This is a genomic window from Paenibacillus solani, from assembly GCF_001277345.1.
Classification (GTDB): domain Bacteria; phylum Bacillota; class Bacilli; order Paenibacillales; family Paenibacillaceae; genus Paenibacillus_AQ; species Paenibacillus_AQ solani.
Window position 1 is genome coordinate 3,577,748 of sequence record NZ_LIUT01000001.1, and the last position, 23,292, is coordinate 3,601,039.

20 protein-coding genes and 2 pseudogenes are annotated in these 23,292 nt (G+C 38.1%); 11 read left to right on the forward strand and 11 right to left on the reverse strand.

From position 1 onward, the window contains the following. Window positions 1-22: 22 nt before the first annotated feature. The 9 genes and pseudogenes from AM231_RS16435 to AM231_RS16475 all read right to left on the reverse strand — a co-directional run bounded on the left by AM231_RS16435 (window position 23) and on the right by AM231_RS16475 (window position 10,182). Window positions 23-1,030: an alpha/beta fold hydrolase gene (locus tag AM231_RS16435; RefSeq protein WP_082341668.1), complete on the reverse strand. Its 1,008-nt coding sequence runs from the start codon at window positions 1,028-1,030 to the stop codon at window positions 23-25. Window positions 1,031-1,224: 194 nt separating this feature from the next. Further along, on the reverse strand, window positions 1,225-2,199 hold the full coding sequence (locus tag AM231_RS16440; protein ID WP_054403472.1) for a hypothetical protein: 975 nt from the start codon (window positions 2,197-2,199) through the stop codon (window positions 1,225-1,227). A gap of 617 nt (window positions 2,200-2,816) precedes the next feature. Then, window positions 2,817-4,307, reverse strand: a complete 1,491-nt coding sequence (locus AM231_RS16445) for a caspase family protein (RefSeq protein ID WP_054403473.1) — start codon at window positions 4,305-4,307, stop codon at window positions 2,817-2,819. Window positions 4,308-4,455: 148 nt separating this feature from the next. Beyond that, on the reverse strand, window positions 4,456-6,189 hold the full coding sequence (locus tag AM231_RS16450) for a P-loop NTPase fold protein (protein WP_054403474.1): 1,734 nt from the start codon (window positions 6,187-6,189) through the stop codon (window positions 4,456-4,458). 57 nt (window positions 6,190-6,246) lie between these two features. Then, window positions 6,247-6,960 carry a DEAD/DEAH box helicase gene (locus AM231_RS16455; RefSeq protein WP_054403475.1) on the reverse strand — a complete coding sequence of 238 codons (714 nt, stop codon included), beginning with the start codon at window positions 6,958-6,960 and terminating at the stop codon, window positions 6,247-6,249. Next, complete coding sequence (locus AM231_RS16460) at window positions 6,957-7,553, reverse strand: UvrD-helicase domain-containing protein (protein WP_082341669.1); 597 nt, start codon at window positions 7,551-7,553, stop codon at window positions 6,957-6,959. Before AM231_RS16460 ends, AM231_RS16455 begins: the two co-directional genes overlap by 4 nt. Next, window positions 7,481-8,206: a UvrD-helicase domain-containing protein gene (locus AM231_RS16465; protein WP_054403477.1), complete on the reverse strand. Its 726-nt coding sequence runs from the start codon at window positions 8,204-8,206 to the stop codon at window positions 7,481-7,483. Before AM231_RS16465 ends, AM231_RS16460 begins: the two co-directional genes overlap by 73 nt. Before the next feature lie 4 nt (window positions 8,207-8,210). Continuing rightward, window positions 8,211-8,921 (reverse strand): annotated as a pseudogene (locus tag AM231_RS16470) (ATP-dependent endonuclease); the annotation flags it as partial. Window positions 8,922-9,129: 208 nt separating this feature from the next. Further along, window positions 9,130-10,182, reverse strand: a complete 1,053-nt coding sequence (locus AM231_RS16475; RefSeq protein ID WP_054403479.1) for an ATP-dependent nuclease — start codon at window positions 10,180-10,182, stop codon at window positions 9,130-9,132. 264 nt (window positions 10,183-10,446) lie between these two features. Between AM231_RS16475 and radC the strand changes: the two genes are divergently transcribed. The 7 genes from radC to AM231_RS16505 all read left to right on the forward strand — a co-directional run bounded on the left by radC (window position 10,447) and on the right by AM231_RS16505 (window position 15,420). After that, a complete protein-coding gene (gene radC / locus AM231_RS16480) occupies window positions 10,447-11,055 on the forward strand; it encodes a RadC family protein (protein WP_054403480.1) in 609 nt (202 codons plus the stop codon). Window positions 11,056-11,464: 409 nt separating this feature from the next. Then, window positions 11,465-11,839, forward strand: coding sequence for a helix-turn-helix domain-containing protein (locus AM231_RS16485; RefSeq protein ID WP_054403481.1), 375 nt, complete (start codon window positions 11,465-11,467; stop codon window positions 11,837-11,839). Beyond that, entirely contained in the window at window positions 11,836-12,000 is a 165-nt protein-coding gene (locus tag AM231_RS29120) for a hypothetical protein (protein WP_165593413.1), read from the forward strand. Before AM231_RS16485 ends, AM231_RS29120 begins: the two co-directional genes overlap by 4 nt. Window positions 12,001-12,036: 36 nt before the next feature. Then, window positions 12,037-13,572, forward strand: coding sequence for a hypothetical protein (locus AM231_RS16490; RefSeq protein WP_054403482.1), 1,536 nt, complete (start codon window positions 12,037-12,039; stop codon window positions 13,570-13,572). A 22-nt stretch (window positions 13,573-13,594) separates the two neighbouring features. Beyond that, on the forward strand, window positions 13,595-13,945 hold the full coding sequence (locus AM231_RS16495) for a hypothetical protein (protein WP_054403483.1): 351 nt from the start codon (window positions 13,595-13,597) through the stop codon (window positions 13,943-13,945). Next, entirely contained in the window at window positions 13,920-14,894 is a 975-nt protein-coding gene (locus AM231_RS16500; protein WP_054403484.1) for a stalk domain-containing protein, read from the forward strand. The genes AM231_RS16495 and AM231_RS16500 overlap by 26 nt, the downstream gene beginning before the upstream one ends. A gap of 34 nt (window positions 14,895-14,928) precedes the next feature. After that, window positions 14,929-15,420, forward strand: coding sequence for a lecithin retinol acyltransferase family protein (locus tag AM231_RS16505; RefSeq protein WP_054403485.1), 492 nt, complete (start codon window positions 14,929-14,931; stop codon window positions 15,418-15,420). A 70-nt stretch (window positions 15,421-15,490) separates the two neighbouring features. On the opposite strand, the gene AM231_RS16510 is transcribed toward AM231_RS16505, so the two are convergent. Continuing rightward, window positions 15,491-16,339 carry a hypothetical protein gene (locus AM231_RS16510; RefSeq protein WP_207383586.1) on the reverse strand — a complete coding sequence of 283 codons (849 nt, stop codon included), beginning with the start codon at window positions 16,337-16,339 and terminating at the stop codon, window positions 15,491-15,493. Between the two features lie 424 nt (window positions 16,340-16,763). On the opposite strand from AM231_RS16510, the gene AM231_RS16520 reads away from it, so the two are divergent. Next, window positions 16,764-17,948, forward strand: a complete 1,185-nt coding sequence (locus AM231_RS16520) for an IS256 family transposase (protein ID WP_054403488.1) — start codon at window positions 16,764-16,766, stop codon at window positions 17,946-17,948. Between the two features lie 163 nt (window positions 17,949-18,111). On the opposite strand, the gene AM231_RS16525 is transcribed toward AM231_RS16520, so the two are convergent. Then, window positions 18,112-20,055, reverse strand: a complete 1,944-nt coding sequence (locus AM231_RS16525; RefSeq protein WP_054403489.1) for a hypothetical protein — start codon at window positions 20,053-20,055, stop codon at window positions 18,112-18,114. A gap of 296 nt (window positions 20,056-20,351) precedes the next feature. Here AM231_RS16525 and AM231_RS16530 point away from each other — a divergent pair, with 296 nt between their 5' ends. The 3 genes and pseudogenes from AM231_RS16530 to AM231_RS30460 all read left to right on the forward strand — a co-directional run. Then, entirely contained in the window at window positions 20,352-20,540 is a 189-nt protein-coding gene (locus AM231_RS16530) for a helix-turn-helix domain-containing protein (protein WP_242615178.1), read from the forward strand. 397 nt (window positions 20,541-20,937) lie between these two features. Then, a complete protein-coding gene (locus AM231_RS16535) occupies window positions 20,938-22,053 on the forward strand; it encodes a site-specific integrase (RefSeq protein WP_054403491.1) in 1,116 nt (371 codons plus the stop codon). A 362-nt stretch (window positions 22,054-22,415) separates the two neighbouring features. Further along, window positions 22,416-23,228: pseudogene (locus AM231_RS30460) on the forward strand (IS3 family transposase); the annotation flags it as partial. Between the last annotated feature and the right edge of the window lie 64 nt (window positions 23,229-23,292).

Sequence of the window (23,292 nt, forward strand, 5' to 3'; positions counted from 1 at the left end):
CAAGATGCCGCAACAGCTTTGCTTATTTGATTTCTTCCATATATGCCCGGAATTTTTCTACAATTTCTTTTGCTTCGGTACGATACAAATAATGATCCGCTTCCAATGTGATCACTTTACCATAAACAGAATCTTTTGCTTGCTTTTCATGCTCTGGTAACCATCTATCCGTTACAGGATGATTCGCTTGTATAAAGAAAACAACGGGAAGCTTATTAGGGAAGCTTAACTGTTCAGCCCCTTTGAAATTAGAAGGCATCCATTTGATTTCATTTAGTTGGCTTGGATTTAACATGTTTTTGAGACCAAGCATTCTCATTTGTTCTTTAGCTTCTTCATCATAGGGCAGCTCAGCATACGGGTCATCGCCTAGTTTTGCATATAATCTGGTGAACCCTGATTTTTTGATTAGGCTTAATATCCCTAATGTTGAAGATGAAACCTCTTGTTCGCTAAGCGTTGGTACACTGCTGTCGAGCCCAACAAATGCACTCACTTCGTTTTCATATTTGTTCACATATTCTAATCCGTACAAGCCGGAAATGGAATGAGCCATTAGAATGTAACGGTCAATTTGAAGACTCTGCACGGCTTCGTGAATTTCACTTACGATATTTTCCGTGGTTCTTTCTTTGTCGGTTGTATCACTCAGTCCATAACCAAAAGGTTCAATCACGACCACTTTGTAAAATGGTGATAGTTCATCTATTAACGGCTTAAAATCAAGGGCTGGCGCCGCTGTTCCAAAGCCAGGCAAGAGCACAATTGTTTCTTCCCCTGTTCCTTGAATCACAGCATTCATCCTTTTACCGTCTACAGGCACTAATTGACCATAGGAGTGTATTTTCCCCTGCTCCGATTTAGTGGCGACCTTATCCACAATAAAAACAGTTGCTATAAATACGACTCCTAGTATGGCCAATACTGCTATTGCTTTCAGTAAGAGAATAAGAACTTTTTTCGTCACTGAAGTTGACTTCTTATCTGTAGCAGGATTCTTTTTCCCCTTTATGTCCTCACTTCGTTTCACTCGTATCGACTCCTGACCTTGTCTGTTTTAATAGCTTCAAGCCTTCCAGGAAATCTTACATGACGGATATGTACTCTCTATGACGTCAATATGAACGGAATATGAACAGGCCATATTCTTAGCTTTCAATGTAGCAAAAACCCGCCACACACACGGGAATCTTGTGTTTAGCGGGTTCTTTAATTATAACGAAATTAGATGAGCAATCTTTTCATCTCAATCAGTTCATTAACTAGCTGTTCTTCAAGTTCAGCATTTTTTTTAATTGCATTCGACATTTTTCTGATTGATCTGTTATGTCTAACAAGTTCAAAATCCAGATAATCTCGTATAATCATTTTTTGAACAATCTCCCACCCATTCGATAATTGCTCAGCACAGCTTATCAATTGAGTCATCTTTACGCTCAATGAATCATCATCGATTATTTGGGATAGAAACTCTATCGCCTTACGGAAATATAGCCTGCTAAACAACAAGGTATCGATTCCCTGGAAAAAATCACTTGCCCAAAAATCATGAAACCCTTCAAATTCATGCCTTAAAGTCTCCTGAGACTCTATAGCATTCGCCAAATCATATAACGCTAAATAATTATTATTGGATATCACATTATTAATCACTCGCAAAAAAACGTCCTTGGTGTTCTTGATCTCAGGTTCCACACGCTTGAAAGTAAAACACACTCCATTATTCCCTTCAAAAAAGTTCTTAAATGGAAGCGATTTCATTTCTTTTCCAAAGGTAGGATCTACACACATCAGATGATCTTTATCAATCCCGCTCACTAAACAAAAATGCGCACTATCGATCGTCTGATATGCATGAGGATTTCCCCAAGGATTCCAATAAGAGCTTAAATAAATGATGACCGGCATGTCTTGCCGAAGTTCATTCAATATGTTGTCATATACTTCTTTTGAAGATTGCAATGTAGACTTGCTCAACAAGACTCCATGAAAGCCCCTCAATAAATCCAGTGAAGTATATTTGTTATTAACGATACATTTTCCAATCAAGTCGTTGCGGTCATGCTGTACAAAGTTAAAACCCATGGATTCTGAAAATGTCAACTGATAAGGCAGCCCCAAATATATCATCGTGGAAATGATGAGATCTTGGAAACAATCCGTGCTGATTCCTCTTACCGGTTGAATCGGTAGATACATTAATTATCCCCCGCATCGAAATTTAGTAATTACATCTTAAATAAATACCTAATTTAGCTATCTATGATGCTTAACTATTCCGCACGAACGATTAACATATTATACTAAATTACCTAAAAACAATTTCCTTTAATTATTTGACAAAATAACTGAAAATCCTTCTTGTTATTATCAAAAATAACAATTGAATCTATAAAGAGTCAATATTCCATATTCATACAAACTCGCCCCAAAAAGAACTATTTCAGGGAAGCGGATAATTGACAAGCAATTGCTTTTTGAAAGAGTAAAGTAGATTAAGTCTTCATTTAAAACAGCAATTAAACGCATTATTTCCTATGACCATGGATCAATCAACAGATTTCAACACGCAAAAAACCGCCAAACACTCGGAAATCCCTGTGTTTGGCGGTTTTCTTTAGTTATGGAGCCTAGGGGGATCGAACCCCTGACCTCATCGCTGCCAGTGGAGAGATAGGGTTTTTTACGTTAAGGAAAAGGCGGGAGCAATCCTTGTAGGACAAGGCTTTCTAGAGTTTTCTGTTTCTACGTTCGAGTGCGCCGCGGCGCTCAGGAATGAAAAAACGTGACCAAAAATGTGACCAAATATTTTATGCTTATTCTAATTCCAGTTGGTTTGCCTGAGCTAGTGCAACAAGACTTGTTTTGGCGCTTGATAGCATTTCCATAATAGTCTTTGTACCCCTCGGTTTAATAACTAGCTCATTTGTTTCAGTTAGAATAATAAACTTTACTCCATCAGGAGCTTCAAATTCGATGTAACCCCTTGTATCATCCTCAACTAAATTTCCCCCAATTTCATCCTCAGCGTTCTCGAACTTTTCAACCATTAAATCAAAATCAATTTCGCCGTTAATTGGAATGACAATTTCATCTGGACGGATTGGAAAAACACGCTCAAAGTCTTCAGGAAGTTCATTAGCATCCATAATGAGTATCAAAGTACGTGTTATCATTACTTGCTTTGGGTTATCAGGATTTTGGCAAGAATCAATTGTAAAACGAAACAGATTACAATCTAATGAGCCACCACCCACTTGAACACTTTTAGTAATATCTCTTCTTCGCAATCTCAAAATATCCTTACAACGCTCATAAATTGTATTAATTTCCTCTGATATCGGTGTGCTCATAAGTCGATTGATGAAGTTATTCGCATTTCCAGAGTGGTATTCAGGTTCTCTATGTGAACTTCTAATAAAACCTGGTAAGTTACGAACATTTTTTTCTTCAATTTGTCGAAATATCATATCTTCATAAACTAAATCAATGCCCATTAATGGTAAATCAATGCTTTGCTCGTCTATACCAATCTCACACACCGCAAATGTGTTGGAGCTTGAAATTTGAGCCCACGGTGTTTGAATAGCACGTAGTGTAGTTCGACTTCGAATGAATTCAGGAACAACTTGGCGAAGATAATTTTGCAAAGAATTATCAGTAATATATTGTTCCCTTACCAATGCTTCCCTAACCTCGCCCTTGAGCGCCTTAAGGAGATGATACGTCCAAATCCCATGTTTCAACATGTTACTGGGATACGATTTTTCCCCAGGAGAACATGAAAAGAACATAGCTTGGTAACTGCTGGATCGAACAAATTCGACAAATTCATTATTGCTCATTTCCGAGAGTAAATCTCGTGAAGGAAACTGTTCTTGAATGTGGCTTGCACAAGCATCAATAAAAATTAAACTCTTATTACATGCGGAATTTTGTAAGGGATCGAATAAAATATCCTTTAGAGCTACAGTTGTACCACTAAGGTTGGTTGGGTGTGTGTCCCAAGTTGTTAACTTATTACATCCATCAGAGTAGAACCCGTGCCCTGCATAGTAGAAAATAAATCGATTATCTTCTTGAAGATTTCTAATCTCGTATAAAAGTTCTTGCCGTAACGCTGTTGCAGTTGCGTCTTGGTTAATCCATATTTTTACGTTTTCCGCCGGAACACCTAGGTCTTCTGTGAGCCAACTATAAAATGCTCTAGCATCATTTTCAGCATACTGTACCTGAGATATATTAAATTGATAATGTTCTACTGCAATTATCACAGCGTATGTTTGATGAGATGAAATGACGTCCATAATTCTCCCAACTCCAAATCTCAAAAGTTAAAAAGTTCACTTCACACCTAAAAGTGCAATATTAAAGGGAAATAGATGTAGATATGACTTGCTAATCGGCACTTCGATTGGGAAATAATGTAATCACAATCTTATATTTTCACTAACATTAATCATCAATGCTTTCCTGGCAACGCTCAGTTTCCCTCTCAAAATACATCCTTTCAGCCAAAACTTCATTCAGTTGTTGATATCTTTTTTTCAAAATTAAATCGTTTTCTCGTTTTTCTCTCTCTCTAAAAAAGTCTTTTATTAAATCACTATTTGTCCTTCCAATCAATAAATGTATAAATTCCCATGTATCGACGTTAAATTGAACCTTTAATTTTTCAAATGCAATTTCAAATAAAGTTTCGAAAGTAGATAGCTTTTCTATGTAAATATTTTTTATTCTTTCACCCAATGTTCTAATGTCTTTTTGGTTTAAAGCTTCATCATACTTTTGCTTTAAAAGTGTCCTATGCTTCTCCACATTAATCTTATTTATCGAACTAATTATTTCTAATGTTTCCCGACTACAAGGCTCCATTCCGAAATAATCAATATTGCACCAGTCCTCACTATCAAAGTAAGGCGGCTGCTTCTGTAACTCGGGATTGTATAACCTATCGGCTATTTCAAGTAATTTCTCTTTGAATTCCCTCAACATCCCTAAGTCGTGGAGAACATCAGCAAGTGATATTATTTGTTTCTGACCCACAAAGTACAAAAGATTATCGTTCGATATATTATTACTAATCTTATCGCACAATGCCGTAAAATCAGGCATATTCAATTTGTATGCCTTGTATAAGACTTTAATATCTCTACTAATTTCAGTATCGTTCAAAAAGTAGTCTCGTAAAATGTCTTTACTATAATCTTCATATTTAAATATCTTTTGAATTTCTTTAAAAAGAGATAATTTATCAAAATTTGCACCAGAAGCTTCTCTGAACTCTTTCTCGCTGCTAAAATAATAATGATATACTACATTTTTGCATAAAGTAACGACATTTTCATCGAGACTAAAAATATCCTTCTTGTTTAATAAATCAATAGCCTCTTCATTTACGAGTTTAATCAAATCAACGAACTTTTTATAAATACGAATATTACTTTTCTCTAACTGAGTTTCTTTTTTTGTAACAGAGTTATTATTGAAGTTAATCAGAATTGAACCCTCGTTTATATAGGACTGCACAAGTGATTCAAGTTGCGCTTTAGTCAGATAGGGAATTTTATTCAAAGCAATTTCATCCAATATGTCTGGATCTAACTCATTAATTTTAAATTCATAATCTATTATCTTTTCTTTATAATCACTGAAGTCCTTTAAATCATCATTTAGCTTTAATGAATTTGCAATTAGAATAACATTGAAGTTGTTTGAAGCTCTCTCTATCAATCCAAGCAAGTCTTTAATTGCAATACTCTTAGATTTTCTCTCAATATCATCAATGCACAAAATTATTTTTTTGTTTGAATTTTCATTTGAAATGTTCTCTATGGATATATTTTCAATCAGATCACTTAAGTTAAAATCTATACCTGTAAATTTTTTAGCCATTTTTTTAGCCACATTACTACCTATTTTCATCATATTACTATCTGTTATTTTTTGAAGTGAATTAAACACCTCATACAATTGTAAAATTAAATCTTTCTCTACCTCTTTAATGGAAAGCTTTCCAAATACGGATACATATTTGAAATCATATTTTTCTTTTCTATCCTCACTCCATTTTTTGATTGTATAAGTTTTACCTATCCCCCATTCTCCATCAATTAACACACAAAGATTATCATTAAAATTGTTATCATAAATTTTTTCAATAGTAGTGATTACTTTAGTATAATTCATGAATATATTCCTCTCTTAATATTCACATATTGATGCTAATAGAGTTGTCCTCTTATACTAGAGTATGTCCGAATAATGAACCCACCCTAAATCATTTAATTTTAATTTGTTATTAAAATAGACATCTTCATCTAATACCAAGCATAGCAAATCAGTAGGCCTCGTCATCGCAACATATGCAACTCGTATATGTTTTTCAGTGTGCTCCTCAATTGTTGAACTTTTTTCTCCAATCAAATACTTAATAATGCTCTCATTTGTTTTAGAAAAATAAAAAGTTTCCATGTACAAGGTTGCAGTATGTGTTTGCCCTTTAACTCCATGAACACTGTCTAACTCAATTTCTAATTTATTATATTTGTACGTATTCTCTTTTTCCTGATTAACGGCTACTGATTTAAAGACAGGAGTCCCATACATAAATTTATCTTTAGATATATCAACTTTAAAACGGAATAGTCGATTCGTGATGATAGCGATAATGCACTTGAAACTGGCTATTACAGATTTCTCTTTTTCTATAGATAAAATTATTCTTGCAAAGTACCTATGGGTTGTTTTATATAATCTCTCGTCATTTTCACGTAAATACTTTAACAAGGATACGCTTGAAAAATATCTGCCCTCGTCAGACCTTATATCATTTATTCGTAAGTACTTCAAGATTGCTAAAATGAATCTATTGTAATACGCTTTTATACCTTCTTTTTCAATTACTTCTCTGTCAAGTTTAACTAAGTACCCCTGAAGTTCAGAGAAATCCTTATTCACCTTACTTCTAGTCTCGAACTTCTCAAATTCAGGAAATAACTTTTTATTGATAGCCCTTCATTTTTATCCTTCACCATTCCAACTGCTTTAAATATTGTATTATCCCGTTCACTAAGCTTATGTTTAACTATCAACTTAGAAAAAGCTTCAAGTACATGTGATACATCATCATCTTTATAAGTGATTATGACTGGTTGAAGTAAAACTCCATTTTGAGATTTTCTACCTTGCATTCCGTAAGGATTTAATGCTACAACATCAGCAGCTTTTGCTATGCTTTCACTCAGTCTGTTGCTGTTTTTAATTAACAAAGGATCTCTGGGTTCCCAAGCACAGCCATTGTCGTCAGATTCATAAATTGTTTGTTGCGGATCACCAAAACATTGGAAGGTTACTTTTTCCTTATCAAAAGTTTTTTCTAAAACTTGCATTTGAAGTAGGCTAGTATCCTGCATTTCGTCTACAAAAACAAACGAAAAACGCTCAGAGAATATAGATTGCAGCTCTCTTTGGAAATCATTCACATACTTAAGTGCAAGTCCTTGAAGCTCATTGTAGGAACAAATGCCTTCATTTTGAAGGTGATGAACCAGTCTTTATAAGCATCTGAGTCAGGATTCTTTAAAAGAGTAACCTTCTTGTTAAAAGCCACCTTTTTAATGGTATTGTCGGTATAATCTATTTCTAAGGAACGCAGTAAGTCTTCTTTTGCTCTATTTATGATATTATTGTCTTTCGAATCTTTAATCTTTTTTTCAAGTCTTCCATAGAGAAAACCATCTAGCTTGCTTCCTGAAAACGGAGGATACAATGACTTATATTTTCTTACTAGTCGTAATTTATAATCTTCAGGTTCAAAAACCCTTGAAATTCTTGAAGAATGAGAGTGAACAAATGCTGGACTTGCTAAAAACCTGCTAATAAACGAATGAATTGTCCCAACAAAGTTTGGATAAGAGAGTAGATCATTAGCTTTGTCTCCTAGCCGCTCTTTAATCTCGTCAATCGCTACATTTGTATGAGTTAAAATACATATTCCTTTATTATTTTTTAGAGGTAAATGTCTTGCTAGAATTAATAACTTAGCAAGTAATACCGTGGTTTTTCCGCTCCCTGGGCATGCAACTATGTCTCTACTTTCCATACATTTTATAACGTTGACTCTTGGTACATCAAAACCATTGGGTATATTTAAAACTCCAGCTGCGTATTCAATGTCTTCATCTGTTATGGCTAACATGTTCATTACCCTAAGCTCCTGTCACATAATCTATAGCATCAACTAAGTACTTTAGATAAATGTCGCTTCTGATAACATCTAATTCCTCCAAAGTGAAGTTACGTTCTTTCAAAATTCCAGAAAAGCATTGAGCTACAACAGCTTTTGAAATGTTTTTCTTCAGTACTACATCTCTAACTATGTTTGAAGCCAGCATGAAGGGGTCATAGGTGTCCCATTCACTAATTTGTGTCCCCGCTTCTGTTAGATAGTCATTAATTTCTTTGTGTTTTTTTACTTCTCTGCCCTCTGTTAATGCCTTATCTTGATTGATATAATCCCTTGCCATTAGAATTGAGGCGAATAGCTCCTTTTTCAAGCAACTACAAGCTATATCGAATTCTAAAGTCCACTCATGAGAAATATAAGCTTTTATATTTCCATCGCTATATTTGAGCTTTTTATCAAATATTATGGCTTGGGGAGTTCTGTCAGCAAGAAAGATAACGTTACCAGAATCTTTGTCAATTTTTGATACTGGTTCGTCACAATCGGTAACAATTGCAACTGGTAGCTGCATCATCGGCTCTTTCTGCCTAGCAAATATTTTTGAATATCTCAGCAGTGCTGTACTTCCCACATTAACAACAGAGACTCCATTCTTAGCAAAAGATTTTCCTAGCTTATCGGCAAATGTGGGCAGCAATAAGTTCTCTGCATCACCTTCAACAATCATAACTCCTTTTGCAAAAAATAAATTGGCCTTCGTAGAGTCTAAGAATCTTTCTAAAAATTTATAGTCTCCTTTGTGTAGTTTAGTATTGCCTTCAGCTAAAGAAAAAGCCTTATCCTGGTATTATCCCGCGCGGCAAAACTANTCAGGCAAAACTCAAACAGCGCGCGCCGATTGAGTACCGGCACGCGCTGGCTGCTTAGTCTTTTTCATTTGTCTACTTGACAGGGGTATAACCATCCTCAGTAAACAAGATTAAATTATGCAATTTGATAACTGAAGCTAATGTGACACTGTGAGTTGTCAATAGTATCTGCATTGGAGATGTGCTACTTTCACTTAATTCTTGAAGGTAGTCTATTACCCTTATCTGGGCTTGCGGATGCAAGTGAGCCTCTATTTCCTCAATCAGGGCAAGATTGATGCCTTCTGTTTTTTCGATTTGTAAAAGCAATAATTCAGCCGCGATGTATAGTTGATTAAGCGAACCTAGACCTGACTTCGTAGTAACAAGCAATAGATCGATTTTCTCCAAGATCATTTTCAAGTTAACTGCAGCTATCTCTATATTTGAACGCAACAAATTTTTATTATCAGAAAACTTCGACAAATACATATTAATTGATCTTAGAATCTTATTCTCATCACTGGTCATTTCGTCGTAATCAAAGTAACTCCTGATTTTTTCATTAGCCTCCCTAATGATTTCAACCAGTCTATGATCTTCACCCATTGAAAACTCGGGATGTGAATATAAAATCTGAGACAATCGTGAGTTCCGCTTTGCTGCAAGTTCATTTTCAGCATCTCTCAAGGGTTTAAGGTAAATCGTTCTAAGTAAATCACGTGCTTTACTATGTAAAATTTGGCCCTCACTATCACTTCCTGCATGCACATCGTCAATTAATATCTTTCCTTTAATATCCTTTTTGGCAGTCAGGAAAACACGAAGATTATATTGTTTATCTGAATCAATAGTGATCCACTCTAAGAAATCCTTCGCTTGATTCACAGAAAATCCTTTGAAAATGCATTCAATTTTCAATTCATTAGAATCATTGTGAAAATCTGCTTTCTCGAGTCTGGAATACTCTCGACTTTGAGTTAACAATACAAATTTGACTGCATCGATTACTGTCGATTTTCCGGCATCATTTTCACCAATAAGGACATTTAGACCTTTATTTAATTCGAGAACCAGTCCAGGTTCACCATTAGTTCCTTGACCAAATTTTCGGAAGTTTGTAATTCTGACTTCTGAAAGAAACATTGACAAACGCTCCTCTGCTTAGGTACTTTGTCACCCACCATATAAATTCGACAGCTTCCGTCATTTCCCTTTTATAGAAATATGTAAATAAGACAATTGCTCTATTGAAATTCGAAAACTATAAAGAATTAAATCTATATTATACCCCTGATACCTATACGTGATAGATAGTCCTCGCAAGAGACTAATCATGTAGGAGCCGGACACAATCCAATGTGTTTGGTTCTTTCTTCTTCCCAAATCCCATAATCAGGAGGAGTCCAAATGAACCTTCAGCACAATGAAAATTTGAAGTCGCTTATGTCCCAATCCCTCAGGGAGCAACAGGACAGCTACACGATCCAGCAGCTTTTTGAACAGTTTCCAACGACCACGGAACTATTAGATGTTTCCGAACAGCAATTAACAACGATCAAAGGTATTGGCATAAGCAAGGCTCGACAAATCACTGCAATGCTTAAGCTGGCAAAAGCACTCACAATACCTACCGATGAACCGTACATAATCCGAAGCCCCAAGGATGTATATTCCTTGCTCTCCCAAGAACTTTGCCATCTGACCAAAGAGCATTTCGTATGCCTGTTCCTAAACACAAAGAATCGTCTCATTACTAAGGAGATCATCTCCATCGGCTCTCTCAACGCTGCAATCGTCCATCCAAGAGAAGTCTTCCGAGCTGCAATTAAACGTGCCAGCGCTTCCCTGATCTGCGCTCATAACCATCCTAGCGGTGACTCTACTCCGTCTCCGGAAGACGTTGAATTAACAAAAAGACTGGTGGATGCAGGCGCAATCGTTGGGATAGAAGTTCTCGACCATATAATAATTGGAGCAGGTAATTTTGTGTCCCTTAAAGAGCGTGGCCTAATGTGAATGTGGGGAAAGAAGATTAACCGTTGAAACAAACAATAAAAATGTGTATATTAGTTCTCAAACATTGCTTTTCCCCACTTAATAATTGGAACTCGCGATTTCAGCAAAGGTTCCACAGCCGCAAAGCCTTCAAGCTTTGCATTAGCTGCCAATAATATCCAACGTTTGACGCAGACACAAGACAACTTTAAAGATTCATGAGGAATTGTTTATTTCTCATGCAGTCTTATTGTTGCCTTCGTGGTAGGCGTCTTTTTTATTGTCAAAAAAGGGGGGGGGGGCGTATATTTAGCAGCAGTGTAATCTGAACAAATAATCACGATATCGTATCCACAGGTACTTTTTTAATGGCTCTATCATATTGAAGCAAAGATAGTAAAATTCTATTCTTTTTATGGAGGTGATGAATATGAACCCAAGACAGAATATCGGAGAGAAAATTCGGTACCTCCGACTCCAAAGGGGAATGAGTCAAGAACAATTGGCACTCAGCTCATCGGTTAATATCAGTTACCTAGGACAAATTGAGCGAGGAGAGAAAAACAATTGCACTATCAACACTCTTGAAAAAATAGCTACTGGTCTTGGTTGTTCTCTTGAAAGCTTATTTGGTACCGGAACGCAGCCAAACGATCAGACAAAAGATAAAAATGCTGTCCTTGCTGTACTTACGACCGACGATTTAAAGCAACTTATCATTGATACCATTAAAAACAATGTGCCCAATCATCCGGCAGATTGCAAGAACAATAAACCCACAACAAAAGGAGATCATTCAATATGAAAATCATCGGTATTCTTCTCATAATCATTGGAGCGGCGGGAATTTTTATGGGGAGTTCCATGTTTGGTGACATTGGTATTGCAGCCATAATCGGCGCAACATCCGCTCTTTTATCTGGGATTGGCTTTCTGCTGAAAACAAGGAAAGTCAGCTCAAAATAGTCTCAAGTACTTATCACACTTTAAAAGGAGCAAAAAATGAAAGTTATTGGAGTACTGCAAATACTGTTAGGTGTAGCAGGCCTTATCATCGGTAGTTTTATGGTAGGTGACATTGGCCTTGCCGCCATGATAGGTGCATCTTCAGCACTGTTATCTGGTGTCGGCTTCCTGCTACCAGAGAAACAATCAGTCAAAATGAGCACAAAACTGAAATATAGCCTAGTTGCCATTAGCCTCCTCATCCTGCTCTTATTTGTGGTAGGAATTGTTATGAGCGATGAAAGCAGCCAGTCAAAGAGCAAGGATGTAATCTTGACCTCCGAACAGTTCGATCAGCTTTATGTAAATGCAAAGCCATTTGAAGGTTATCAGGTTGATTTTTATGGTCGAGTTTTTCAGTCCCCCGAAAAGACAGACAAATTCCAATCGTTCCAAGTGTATGCACGAAACGACGATAGTAAAAATACAATAGTACGCTTGGACGATACGACACTTGACATTCAAAAAGGAGACATTCTGCATATTGTAGGAGAAGTTCAGGAATTGTTCCAAGGGAAAGACGCTTTTGGTGCAACGTTAAAAATTCCGGTCATTCGAGTAAAGAATGTCGACCAGACAGATTATGCTACCGCATTTGCTCCTTCTATTACGACAATCGAAGTCGATCAAACGCAGAATCAAAATGGATACCTCATGGAGATATCCAAAGTAGAGTTGGCTAAGCAGGAAACTCGCGTTTATTTCAAGATCAGTAATGAATCGGCAGACACCATTGATTTTCATACTTACTCGTCTGTCCTGATTCAAGAAGGAAAACAGTACGAGAGAACAAGTAATACTTACGCCGATTTCCCTGAAATTAATTCGGACAACATTCGCCCCGGAGTCACAGTAGAAGGGATCATCGTATTCCCAGCCATAAATGTGAACGGAGAAAACTTCAAAGCAACGTTCGAAGGCAGTAGCGATAATTGGGAGGTGCGTACTGAACCGTTTACTTTTGAAATTCCTCTCAAACATGAAGTGGCTTTATCAACTGATGATAAGGAAGTCGCGGCGGAAATAACGAAACCTGAACCCGTCAAGCCGAGTACAGAAAAGCCCGTTGCATCTGAAGCAACAAGTAAGCCGCAGCCTGAACCTTCTCCATTGCCGAATAGCCTTTTTGGTGGGAAGATCCCGGGGGTTCCTTCAGGAATTGGGGATAGCACGATCACATTATTCGATTTGAACGGCGAAGTGCTTCAGGAAGTGGATACCGGAACAGGATTCGCTTATGAGTTCAATGATGTCGTTTTTTATACAACAAGCCAATTGAATATTAACGGGAATATCACAGAGGGAGAAGTAACTACTGTGAGATTTATCGATGGACATACAGTTATAGGTGTCAAGATTGGAGAATCGACACCACAGGATGTTATCGACAAATTTGGTGAGTCTGACGAGAGTGGGTTTTCTGACTTGGATGGTAATTATACAATTTCCTACTCATTTGGCGACTACAGTCTCGAATTTTACGGTCGAAATCAAGATTCTCCGATATCCGATGCTCTTTACAAAAAGAACTAATCAAATGAAAAGAGGTTGAACTATGCAAAAGAGAATCGTGGCTGTTTGCTTGTCCTTACTTATGGCATTTTGTATGTCCCAAGCAGCTTATGCAGCAAGTGACATCGGAATCAAACTTGTCGGTCAAAAAGAAAGCCTTGTACATACACCTGTTGTCGTGGATGATCTTGCTGTTTTTCCACTCAAAGAGATCCTGGCATTTCTTGATCTTTCGGGGACAGAAACGGTGGTATGGGACGAGACACCGCCCTACTCCTTAGTTAGTTTCCAAGGAGAATGCTTTAAGATCACGCAGGGGCTTACTGACGTACAGGAATACGAGCTTGACGAATCTGGTACCTGTGTAAATGCGACAGGAAAGCTTCACCACTGAATCACCAGCCACCTATTTAGACGATTACAGGCTTGGAATTTTTGTTCCGCTTAGCTTCATCAACGACCTTGTAGCCAACTCGAAGTACGGGAAAAAGTTCCAAACTCATTATACGGAAGATCGTAATTTAGAATTCAGCTTGTTGACAGGGGACGGAACCGAAGTAGAACAAATTGCGAATCCTGTAACTCTCGCCATGCAAATCAACAACCCTTGGTTGCTGACGGAGGACGACGGTCAATTTTTCGATGACTCGGATCATAGTGTGACGCCAATTGTCAAAAAGGGCTCAACCCTGCTTCCTATCGCGCCAATCATAGAAGAACTTGGCGGGAGCGTTGGCTGGAATAGTAAAGAAAGAAAAGTAACGATAAAGCTGAATAAAAACGTAATTGAACTTCGGATAGACAGTAAGTCAGCAAATGTAAATGGTGTGAAGAAAACATTGGACGTTCCTCCCACCGTGATTAAAGGGCGCACAATGCTCCCCGTTCGATTTGTCACTGAAAATTTAGGAGCAAAGGTAGCTTGGGATGGGGAAATGCAGATGGTCCTTATATACAACGGCGGAGCAGAAGCTAAAGAAAGCGACTGGCTTGTATATGGTTATAAACTTGCTTTACTTGACGGCTATCAAAAGCAGGAGGACAACCGTCAAAACCTTGCAAACGCAGTGGAAGACATACAAAAGGAACACGATAAAATTCAATACAATGACAGCGATCCATTGGACTACAGCGGGAAGCTTGTTCATGTTAGTGACACGGTAGGATTAGGGACCTTCAGTGGTACAGTGAAAAAAATCAGTGGAGCAAAAATACTTGTTTACTGGAACCACGCTTCCTTCATAGTTGAAAAAGGAAAAGAACAAGAAACTGCCAAAATATTTGGCATCGAATGGCTTACAAATCAGTGGATGGAAGCCAAGTACGTGACCATCGAAAGGTAAAACGCATCCCATTTAAAAGGAGGAGTATGAATAAATGAGCGAATGGTTAATATCCAAAATCGAATCTGTTCGAAACCGTGTGATGATCCGCGAAAATCTTGAACCTTCTTACGGCTCGATCATTTATACTGATCTTGGTTTTGGGACAATGGAGCATTCAGGTATTTACATGTCGGAAGGTGAAGTCATACAGTTAAATGGCGATGGCTACATTCGTCGTGTTAGCTTAAGAGAATTTACCAACCACATCACAACATTTAATCACGAGATTTATGTTCCATGCTATCACGATTACGATAGCACGATTAGCTTCCCAATGGCTGGCCACCGGGCCTACGAAATGGTAGGTCAAAGTCGTTCTTATAACCTTGTCATGGATAACTGTCACCAATTTTGCGCAGGCTGCTTGACCGGAGATTTTGATAACCCGAACAATTTCCTTTGGATGCTCAAGGATTCAGTAAAGCGTGAACACGGTGAAGAAATACTATGGAAGAAATGGGATTGGAAACAGAAATATAGCTGATAAATCGCTTTACCTTTCAATGCAGCAGCATTTCATCGAATTTCAGTAAAGTGCTGCTGCGCCATTTTTTCTACAAATCAAATAAACAGGGTAAATAATCAATCCCTTCTGTCATGGGGATCGTTACAGGATTAACTCCAATTTTATGCAATTTTTTTATCCGCTTATCAAATTCTTTCTTATCCACCGCTATTTCTTTTGCTTTCCAAATGCCTCTCTTAGCACTAACTAATTCTAGTGTTTCAATCAGTGATTGTTTCATTTCCAGACTCAACCGTGTGCTCCCGATGCGTTCCTTTGCTTTAGATAACGTATAATAATTGCCGTAGCCAATTGTTTTTTTGAAATATTTTTGGAGTTCTTGTTCAGATATATCTTCTCGCAAAAACTGAGAAAACCCTTGCTTATTTAAGCCGTTGTGTTTAATAATCCGATATACTTTGTTGTAATGGCATTGAACCTCAAATCGAATTGTATATTCTGCTCTTTCATCACAGGCTAAATTGTGCTCCTTTAGTTGCTCGCCTTTATCATAGCATTGAATGTTCAAGGTGACACGACTCGACTTTGAACCTGATTTGCTCTTTCTGAATAGGTAGAAGCTATGTTCAGGCGGTTCCCAACGCTTGCTTGATTCCTTGTACGTTACGAATTGTTGAAAGCCATTAGGAACATTAGAACGCTTAATCAGTTTCATATAGAGCTTGATATGCTCTGTATAGATATTAACCGCAAAATCGACTCTCTTGAAGCTGTAGGCGTCTAGCAGATGTAAATTAAATTTAAAATTCCGATTACGCCTTTTACTTTCAAATTTCTTTTTAATCGGTTCAAATGCTCTTTTAAAAGCAGCATAAATCGCTTTGGAGTTTTCCATTGATGCTAATTGCAAATAATCGTTCTCATCTAACAGTCTCATGGGATTCATAATGATCTCTAAGGATTTATAGCTGATTCCTTCCTCATATTCTATACCTTCGCAGTATCAGCTTTATCCCTGTTTCTTTTAAAAGCAAATGACAATGGTAAGTGCCATCCACTTCTTTATAAAACTTGGTTCCGTTGGAATCCGATAATTGCTGTAGAACTGCAAACAAGGCCGTATAGAAATGATAATTCAGTTTGTAAAACATATGAACGGTATGCTGCATAACAAAAACCTCCAGTTAGTATGGGACTTAGGTTTTTGTTATGCGCAGTTTTAAAAGTAATCCAACCGTGCCTACACTCTAATATTCGGAGAGCGTAAAATATCTTGTGTAAATAGATAAATAGCAAAAGGAAGACCTTTTCTTGTAGAATTGAGTTACCACACAACAATTCATAGAAAAGAGGTCTTCCCTATGAATCATTTTACATCAGATTTAGTCCAAGCTCTAGTCACGAAACAGGATGTGACGGAAGTTTTTCGTTCTCACCTAGAATCAGCTATGAATCGTTTGTTAGAAACGGAATTAACGGCATTCCTAGATTATGAAAAGTACGACCGGATGGGGATGAATTCAGGTAATTCGCGTAACGGAGTGTACACACGTACACTTCATACGGAGTATGGTGACCTGCAGCTCCACATCCCACGAGATCGCAATGGAGAGTTTAAGCAGCAAACGGCGGCCCCGTACAAGCGTTCCAATGACACGCTCGAATCCTTTGTCATTCACATGTTCCAGAAGGGTGTGACGATGACAGAAATTGCTGACCTTATGGAGAAAATGTATGGACATCATTACACGCCTCAAACCGTATCTAACATGACCAAAGTTATGGTTGAACATGTGGAAGCTTTTATGAAACGCACGCTAACGAAACGTTATGTTTGCGTCTATTTAGATGCGACTTACATTGCTGTTAAGCGAGAAACGGTGTCCAAAGAAGCTGTGTATCTTGCGGTTGGGATTCGTGAAGATGGCTCAAAAGAAGTTTTAGCATACACCATTGCGCCAACTGAATCGGCCTACGTATGGAAAGAACTCCTGCAAGACGTTCGGAATCGTGGTACACAAGAAGTACTACTCTTTATTTCGGATGGATTGAAAGGCATTGTAGATGCAATTGGAGAAGTCTATCCACAGGCCAAATACCAAACGTGTTGTGTTCATTTGGCACGTAATATTGCCCATAAAGTCCGTGTATCTGACCGTGCAGAGATTTGTGGGGACTTTAAATCGGTGTACCGGGCAGACAGTGAGAGAGCCGGTAAGGCAGCTCTAGAGACCTTCTGTGACAAGTGGAAATCTACTTATCCTAAGGTCGTTAAATCTCTACGAGAAAATCCATATATCTTCACATTCTACAGCTTTCCAAAGCCCATATGGAGAAGCATTTATTCGACCAATCTAATTGAATCCTTCAATAAACAAATGAAGAGATATACCAAGCGCAAAGAGCAATTTCCACATGAAGAAGCTCTTGAGAAATTCTTGGTTTCACAGTTTGAAAGCTATAACCAACGCTTCGCTACACGCTGCCATATTGGCTTTGACCAAGCTCGATCCGAGCTACTAGCGATGTTCTCCAACAAAGATTAGCACCATCTTCTACCAGACAAGGATATTTTCATTTACACATAATTCTTGACGCTACCTAAAACATTATTTTAAACAAATTATATTTATCATAAATTATCAAATGAAATCGACATAAACCTATTCAACTCGGAAGAACTATGAGAAAAAAAGAACAGGACAGCGATTACTCGCTGTCCCTATACTCTTTGCCTGTTTTAAAAATATTGGACTTTAACTTCTTCAATTCTCTTTTATTTTCTCTGTATTCTCGCTTTTCTTCTTCTCTACGATCATTACTTTCTGTAATCCTTGCGTATTCTTCAAGCATACTATTAAAGTTTCTACTCTTATTAATTTCTATAATTGACTCAATCAGATCAGGAAACTTATCAGTATTGAATTGAATGGCACGACCATTCAGCCCAGTTACTGGTTTCGTAACCCTGTCATTGTATCTGTAAATTAGATTAGCTTCCCGCAACAGCTTTCCAATCTTTATATCACTCATGAAGTCTGAGTTTTCAGTTTGGAGAAGGATATGATTAACGACCATTTCAAACACAGGTTGCCATGCCAAACTTAACGTTTTTTCAGATATATCAACGATACCTAATACTTCACTTCGTTCCATATAGGGGACACCTTTGACAGTAACAGTGATTTTTCTCTGTAATATCAAGTCTTCAAGTGCATCTAGAAATGTTTGGACGTCCTGGTCAAATGGTGAAACCGCCTGCTGCTTCAGCAACTCCCAGAATACATTTTTCGCCTTCTCGACATAGAGAGAATTTTCTTCCGGGGTTATATACCCGTTCTCTAAACCATATGCCAAGTAGAAATTATAAGAAACCGTCAGATGAGCAAAACTGTCTTTCTGTCTACTGTGGACTTTCGGATCTGTTGAGTAATAGTTCCGATGATATTCGAAATCTCTCCGGTAGCTTTCAATGAAATGGGTGTTCAACTTCTCACTCACCCACTTCAAATAGCTCGCCATACTTGTAGGCAAAAAACTGGTTTCCTTAAAGCGATTAAATCTTTCTACCTTCAATGGATCATATGTTGAAGTTTGCTTTTTATCGAATAAATTATCAATTTGAACTCGCACAACTCGTCCTGCGGATGATGTTATATCTGCATTGCCCATCGCAATAAACTTTTCGCCAGTGAAGAGAAACATACCTTCAGGATGTGTTGTAAAATACGCACTTGCTTCTCTGTCACCGATATCTCTAATCAGTTTTTCAATTTTTTCATTTGTCAAATCCGCTGTCCTTTTTGTTTTTGCAGTACCGTAATCATCAAAGATGGAAACACAATCTCTATTCATAAGATTCTTGTTTAAGTCTTTCTTAAAATCGTATACATGAACGAGCTTGGGATTCTCAAAAATTTGAGTAAACATTTTCGATAAGCTCGTTTTCCCCATACCCGATTTCCCCTCGACCCACATACTGAATCTAGGAGCTAAATCGTTTTCAATCAACGGTGATGTAATTACTGAAACCAATACTAATGAAAGAAGAGCGTGGGTTAGTTTCGGATCACAAATATCCAGCATACCCAAGCTTCCTAAAAACGCTTCTTTGGATGTAATTTGATTATCAATCTTAAGATTTGATTCCGTTTCTGTTAACCGTATATTCTTATCCATTTCACCAATAGCACCACCACTGTGTACGTAAACCCATTTCTTCTCTATGCAATGCCATCCCGATCTTTCAATATCTAATAGATCTAACAATTCTTTATTTTGTGATCTAAGAATAAATTTCTTAAAGAACTGATATCCCTTTGTTTCACTCATATTAAACATGCCTAATGGAATCTGATCGCGCAACCAACTCTTAGTTGCTATATCTTTATTTGACACTTCTATTTCAGGCAAAATAGTAGTCTTCTGACCATCAAATATCAGTGCGGTAAAAATATACGAGCCTGTTTTTCCATTTGTATTTTTAGCAGTTCCCTTTGGAATAAGACTAAAGTTAGCTATCGGCTTCAGCTTGTTGTTTTGTATAATGCAAAATTCTCCGTTATCATTTATATCAAATTCGTCATCGGAGTATTTGCTTTTAAATTTCTTTATTAATTCCTGTTTAGAAAATTCACCAAACTCACTTTCCATATAACTGATCCCCTTTTTTAAAAAAACAGTGATAGTGTGATGATTTAGATTTCATTTCTATCACACTATCACACTTTAAACGAGTTTAAAACAAAAATAATCTGTTTAGATGACTTTATTGCTTCTTTTAACATTCAACTCTATCCAATCAGAAAAATCGTTATTCAATCAAAACCAATTTGCATTGAACAGTATCATAATCGAACACTCAACAGATTCAAATATACATTATTTCCAGAGCAAGAAAGAAATCTTACGATAAGGGTGATGCTATGTTTTCGCAGTACGATGATATTATGTCGGTGGAAGATGTTATGGAGGCGCTGGATATTGGGCGTTCCAAAGTCTATGAGCTTCTTCGCAGCAAACAAATAAAGTCGCTCAAGATGAAGGGATATCGAATTCCTAAAGTGGCAGTAAAAGACTTTGTATTGTCAGAAGCGAAAATGAACATGGAACGCTTCAAAGAGTTGACGGAAGATTAAATAACCCCTGGAACAAGCTGCGGCAATATTGTCGCAGTTTATTTGTGTTGGCTGATTATTGGCTGTATTCCGAACCAGAAAGGTTGTTAGTAAACGATGAGTAACAATATTGAGATGGTTCTTGAAAATGAGTACGAACATGAGCGGCTGTTAATTCTCGCTGCCAAACATGTGAAGTTGGCCTTGGAATTCAGTCAAAAAGGAACTTAGATGGAACGTAAAGGGATGATCAAGAAGGAAGTCCAATCCCTTCGAACGGAGCGTGACCAATTGCTTAATACAATGAAGACAAAATAAAATATAATTCGGTCGGTAACAGACTTGTAATTGGCAGGGGCATATCGCTCCTGCTTATTTGCATTTCAAAAAAACGATCCGAAACGGAGGCAACATGCAGATGAAAGTTCATAAGGATGAAAAAAAAGGAACATACTGGTTTGTCGTTAGCGCTGGAAAAGATGAGAATGGCAAACGGAGACAAATCAAAAGACGTGGCTTTAGGACAGAAAAGGAAGCCATGAAAGAAATGAGAACCCTGTTAAAACAAGTGGATGATCACACCTATGTAAAACAGAACAATACAAAATATGTTGAGTTCCTCGAAGGTGAATGGCTCTCAAGCAAAGAATATAAACTCAGAACCGTGACTTTTAAAACATATAAATCAAATATCCAGAAGCATATCACACCCTATTTTCGAAATCAGGAGATGGGTAAGATTACAACACAAATGATCGAAAGTTTTTACGGCTATCTTCTAAAAGAAAAAGGACTATCCGAAAGCACGATACAAGATATTCAAAAGATCGTAAAAAGCTCATTTAAAACAGCTGTAAAGCGGAAATACCTCTCCTATAGCCCTGCAGCTGATGCTGACGCTCCTAAAGTGCCCCATAAAGAAATGGCTGTCTGGAATCTCGATGAAGCAGTTCGATTTCTCAAAATTGCTGAAAAGAATGATCTGCATATTGTGTTTCTTCTCGCTCTATCCACGGGGATGAGACAGTCAGAAATACTTGGTCTCCACTGGAAGGATATCGACTTTGAAGTTGGTGTCCTACGCGTACGTCAAACGTTAAGTCATGACGGCAAAGAATTGATTCAAGACACTAAAACTAAATCAAGTGCAAGAACAATTACTTTAATCGAAAGAACATTAGACGATCTGAAAAAACATCACAAGAAAATCAAGCGGCAGAAGCTTTCTGCTGGATCACTTTATGAAGATCATGACTTAGTTATTTGTACTAAAGTTGGCAAACCGCTTAATCCTCGCAATTTACTCCGAACTTTCTATAAAATTATGAAGAAGGCTGATGTCCCAAAAATTCGATTCCATGATCTACGTCATACCGTTGCGACACTTATGCTTGCTCGTAACATAAATCCTAAAGTGGTGAAGGAAATCCTCGGTCACTCTGATATCAGAGTAACCCTTGATACCTATTCCCACGTTTTACCCTCTGTTCACAAAGAGACCGCTTCGCAATATGGTGAGATGCTGTTCGGCTAATATTTCACCAAGTCCTCTTTCCCTTAAATACCTAATAAAGAGAAGCATCAAACCGTACAGTTGAACTCTGCGTTTTTAACTAAATCTTACTCGAAATCACTCAAAAAAATCCTGAGTGTGACCAAACGTGTGACCACGCCCCATAATCTTCAACATCAATGCATAACAAAAACCCGCCAAACACTCAGAAATCCTTGTGTTTGGCGGGTTCTTTAGTTATGGAGCCTAGGGGGATCGAACCCCTGACCTCATCGCTGCCAGCGATGGTAACGTATAACGGCACAATAAGCCGGTCTTTGAAGGCCTCGCAAATGCCTTGGATGGCGCTCGGTTCACGAAGCTTTCATGGAAGAGATGTCGCAGTTGGAAAGGAGGTGTCTCCCAAGATCATAGTGGAATGGATGGAGTCCATTCGTGGGGAAGTCATTGTGAGCCAAGCATGTGCATGGATCGGACTTCCTCGTGCCACCTACTATCGTTGGAAAGCCTCCTATGGGAGGAAATGCAAGGATCACATGGTAGAGAAAATTCGTGAACTCTGCAGACAGCATAAGTTTCGTTATGGATACCGGAAGATCGCGGCGCTTCTTCGGAGGGAGCACAGGATTAACCACAAACGCGTACAGCGGATTATGCAGCGTGAGGGGCTGAGGGTGTCAAAGTGAAGAAACGCAAACCTACAGGGCAGCCAGCCTACATAGCAGAACACCTGTTAAAGCGCCAATTTGTGGCCGATGCCCCCCTGCAAAAACTCGTTACCGATATTACGTATTTGCCGTTTGGTGGAAAAACGTTATATCTGTCGAGTATTCTGGACTTGTATAACGGGGAGATTGTGGCCTACAGTATAGCTGACAAGCAAGATGCGGCGTTGGTGCTGGACACACTGGGCCAGTTACCCGATCTTTCAGGCACGATACTCCATAGCGATCAGGGCAGCGTCTACACCTCTCAGGCATATCAAGAAGCTGTAAAGGGAAAAGGCATTACCATGAGCATGTCCCGCAAGGGTACGCCCGCTGATAATGCCCCATCGAATCGTTTCATTCCACACTAAAGTCTGAAACGTTCTACCTCGAAGGTTTAACCTGTACGACGACGGCCATCGTTGAACAGACCGTTCGAGACACGTTACTTACTATAACTCAATTCGCAATCAAACAAAAATCGAGTAGGAGGCTGCTCATTAATTGAGTAGCCGACCTCTCACACCACCGTACGTACCGTTCGGTATACGGC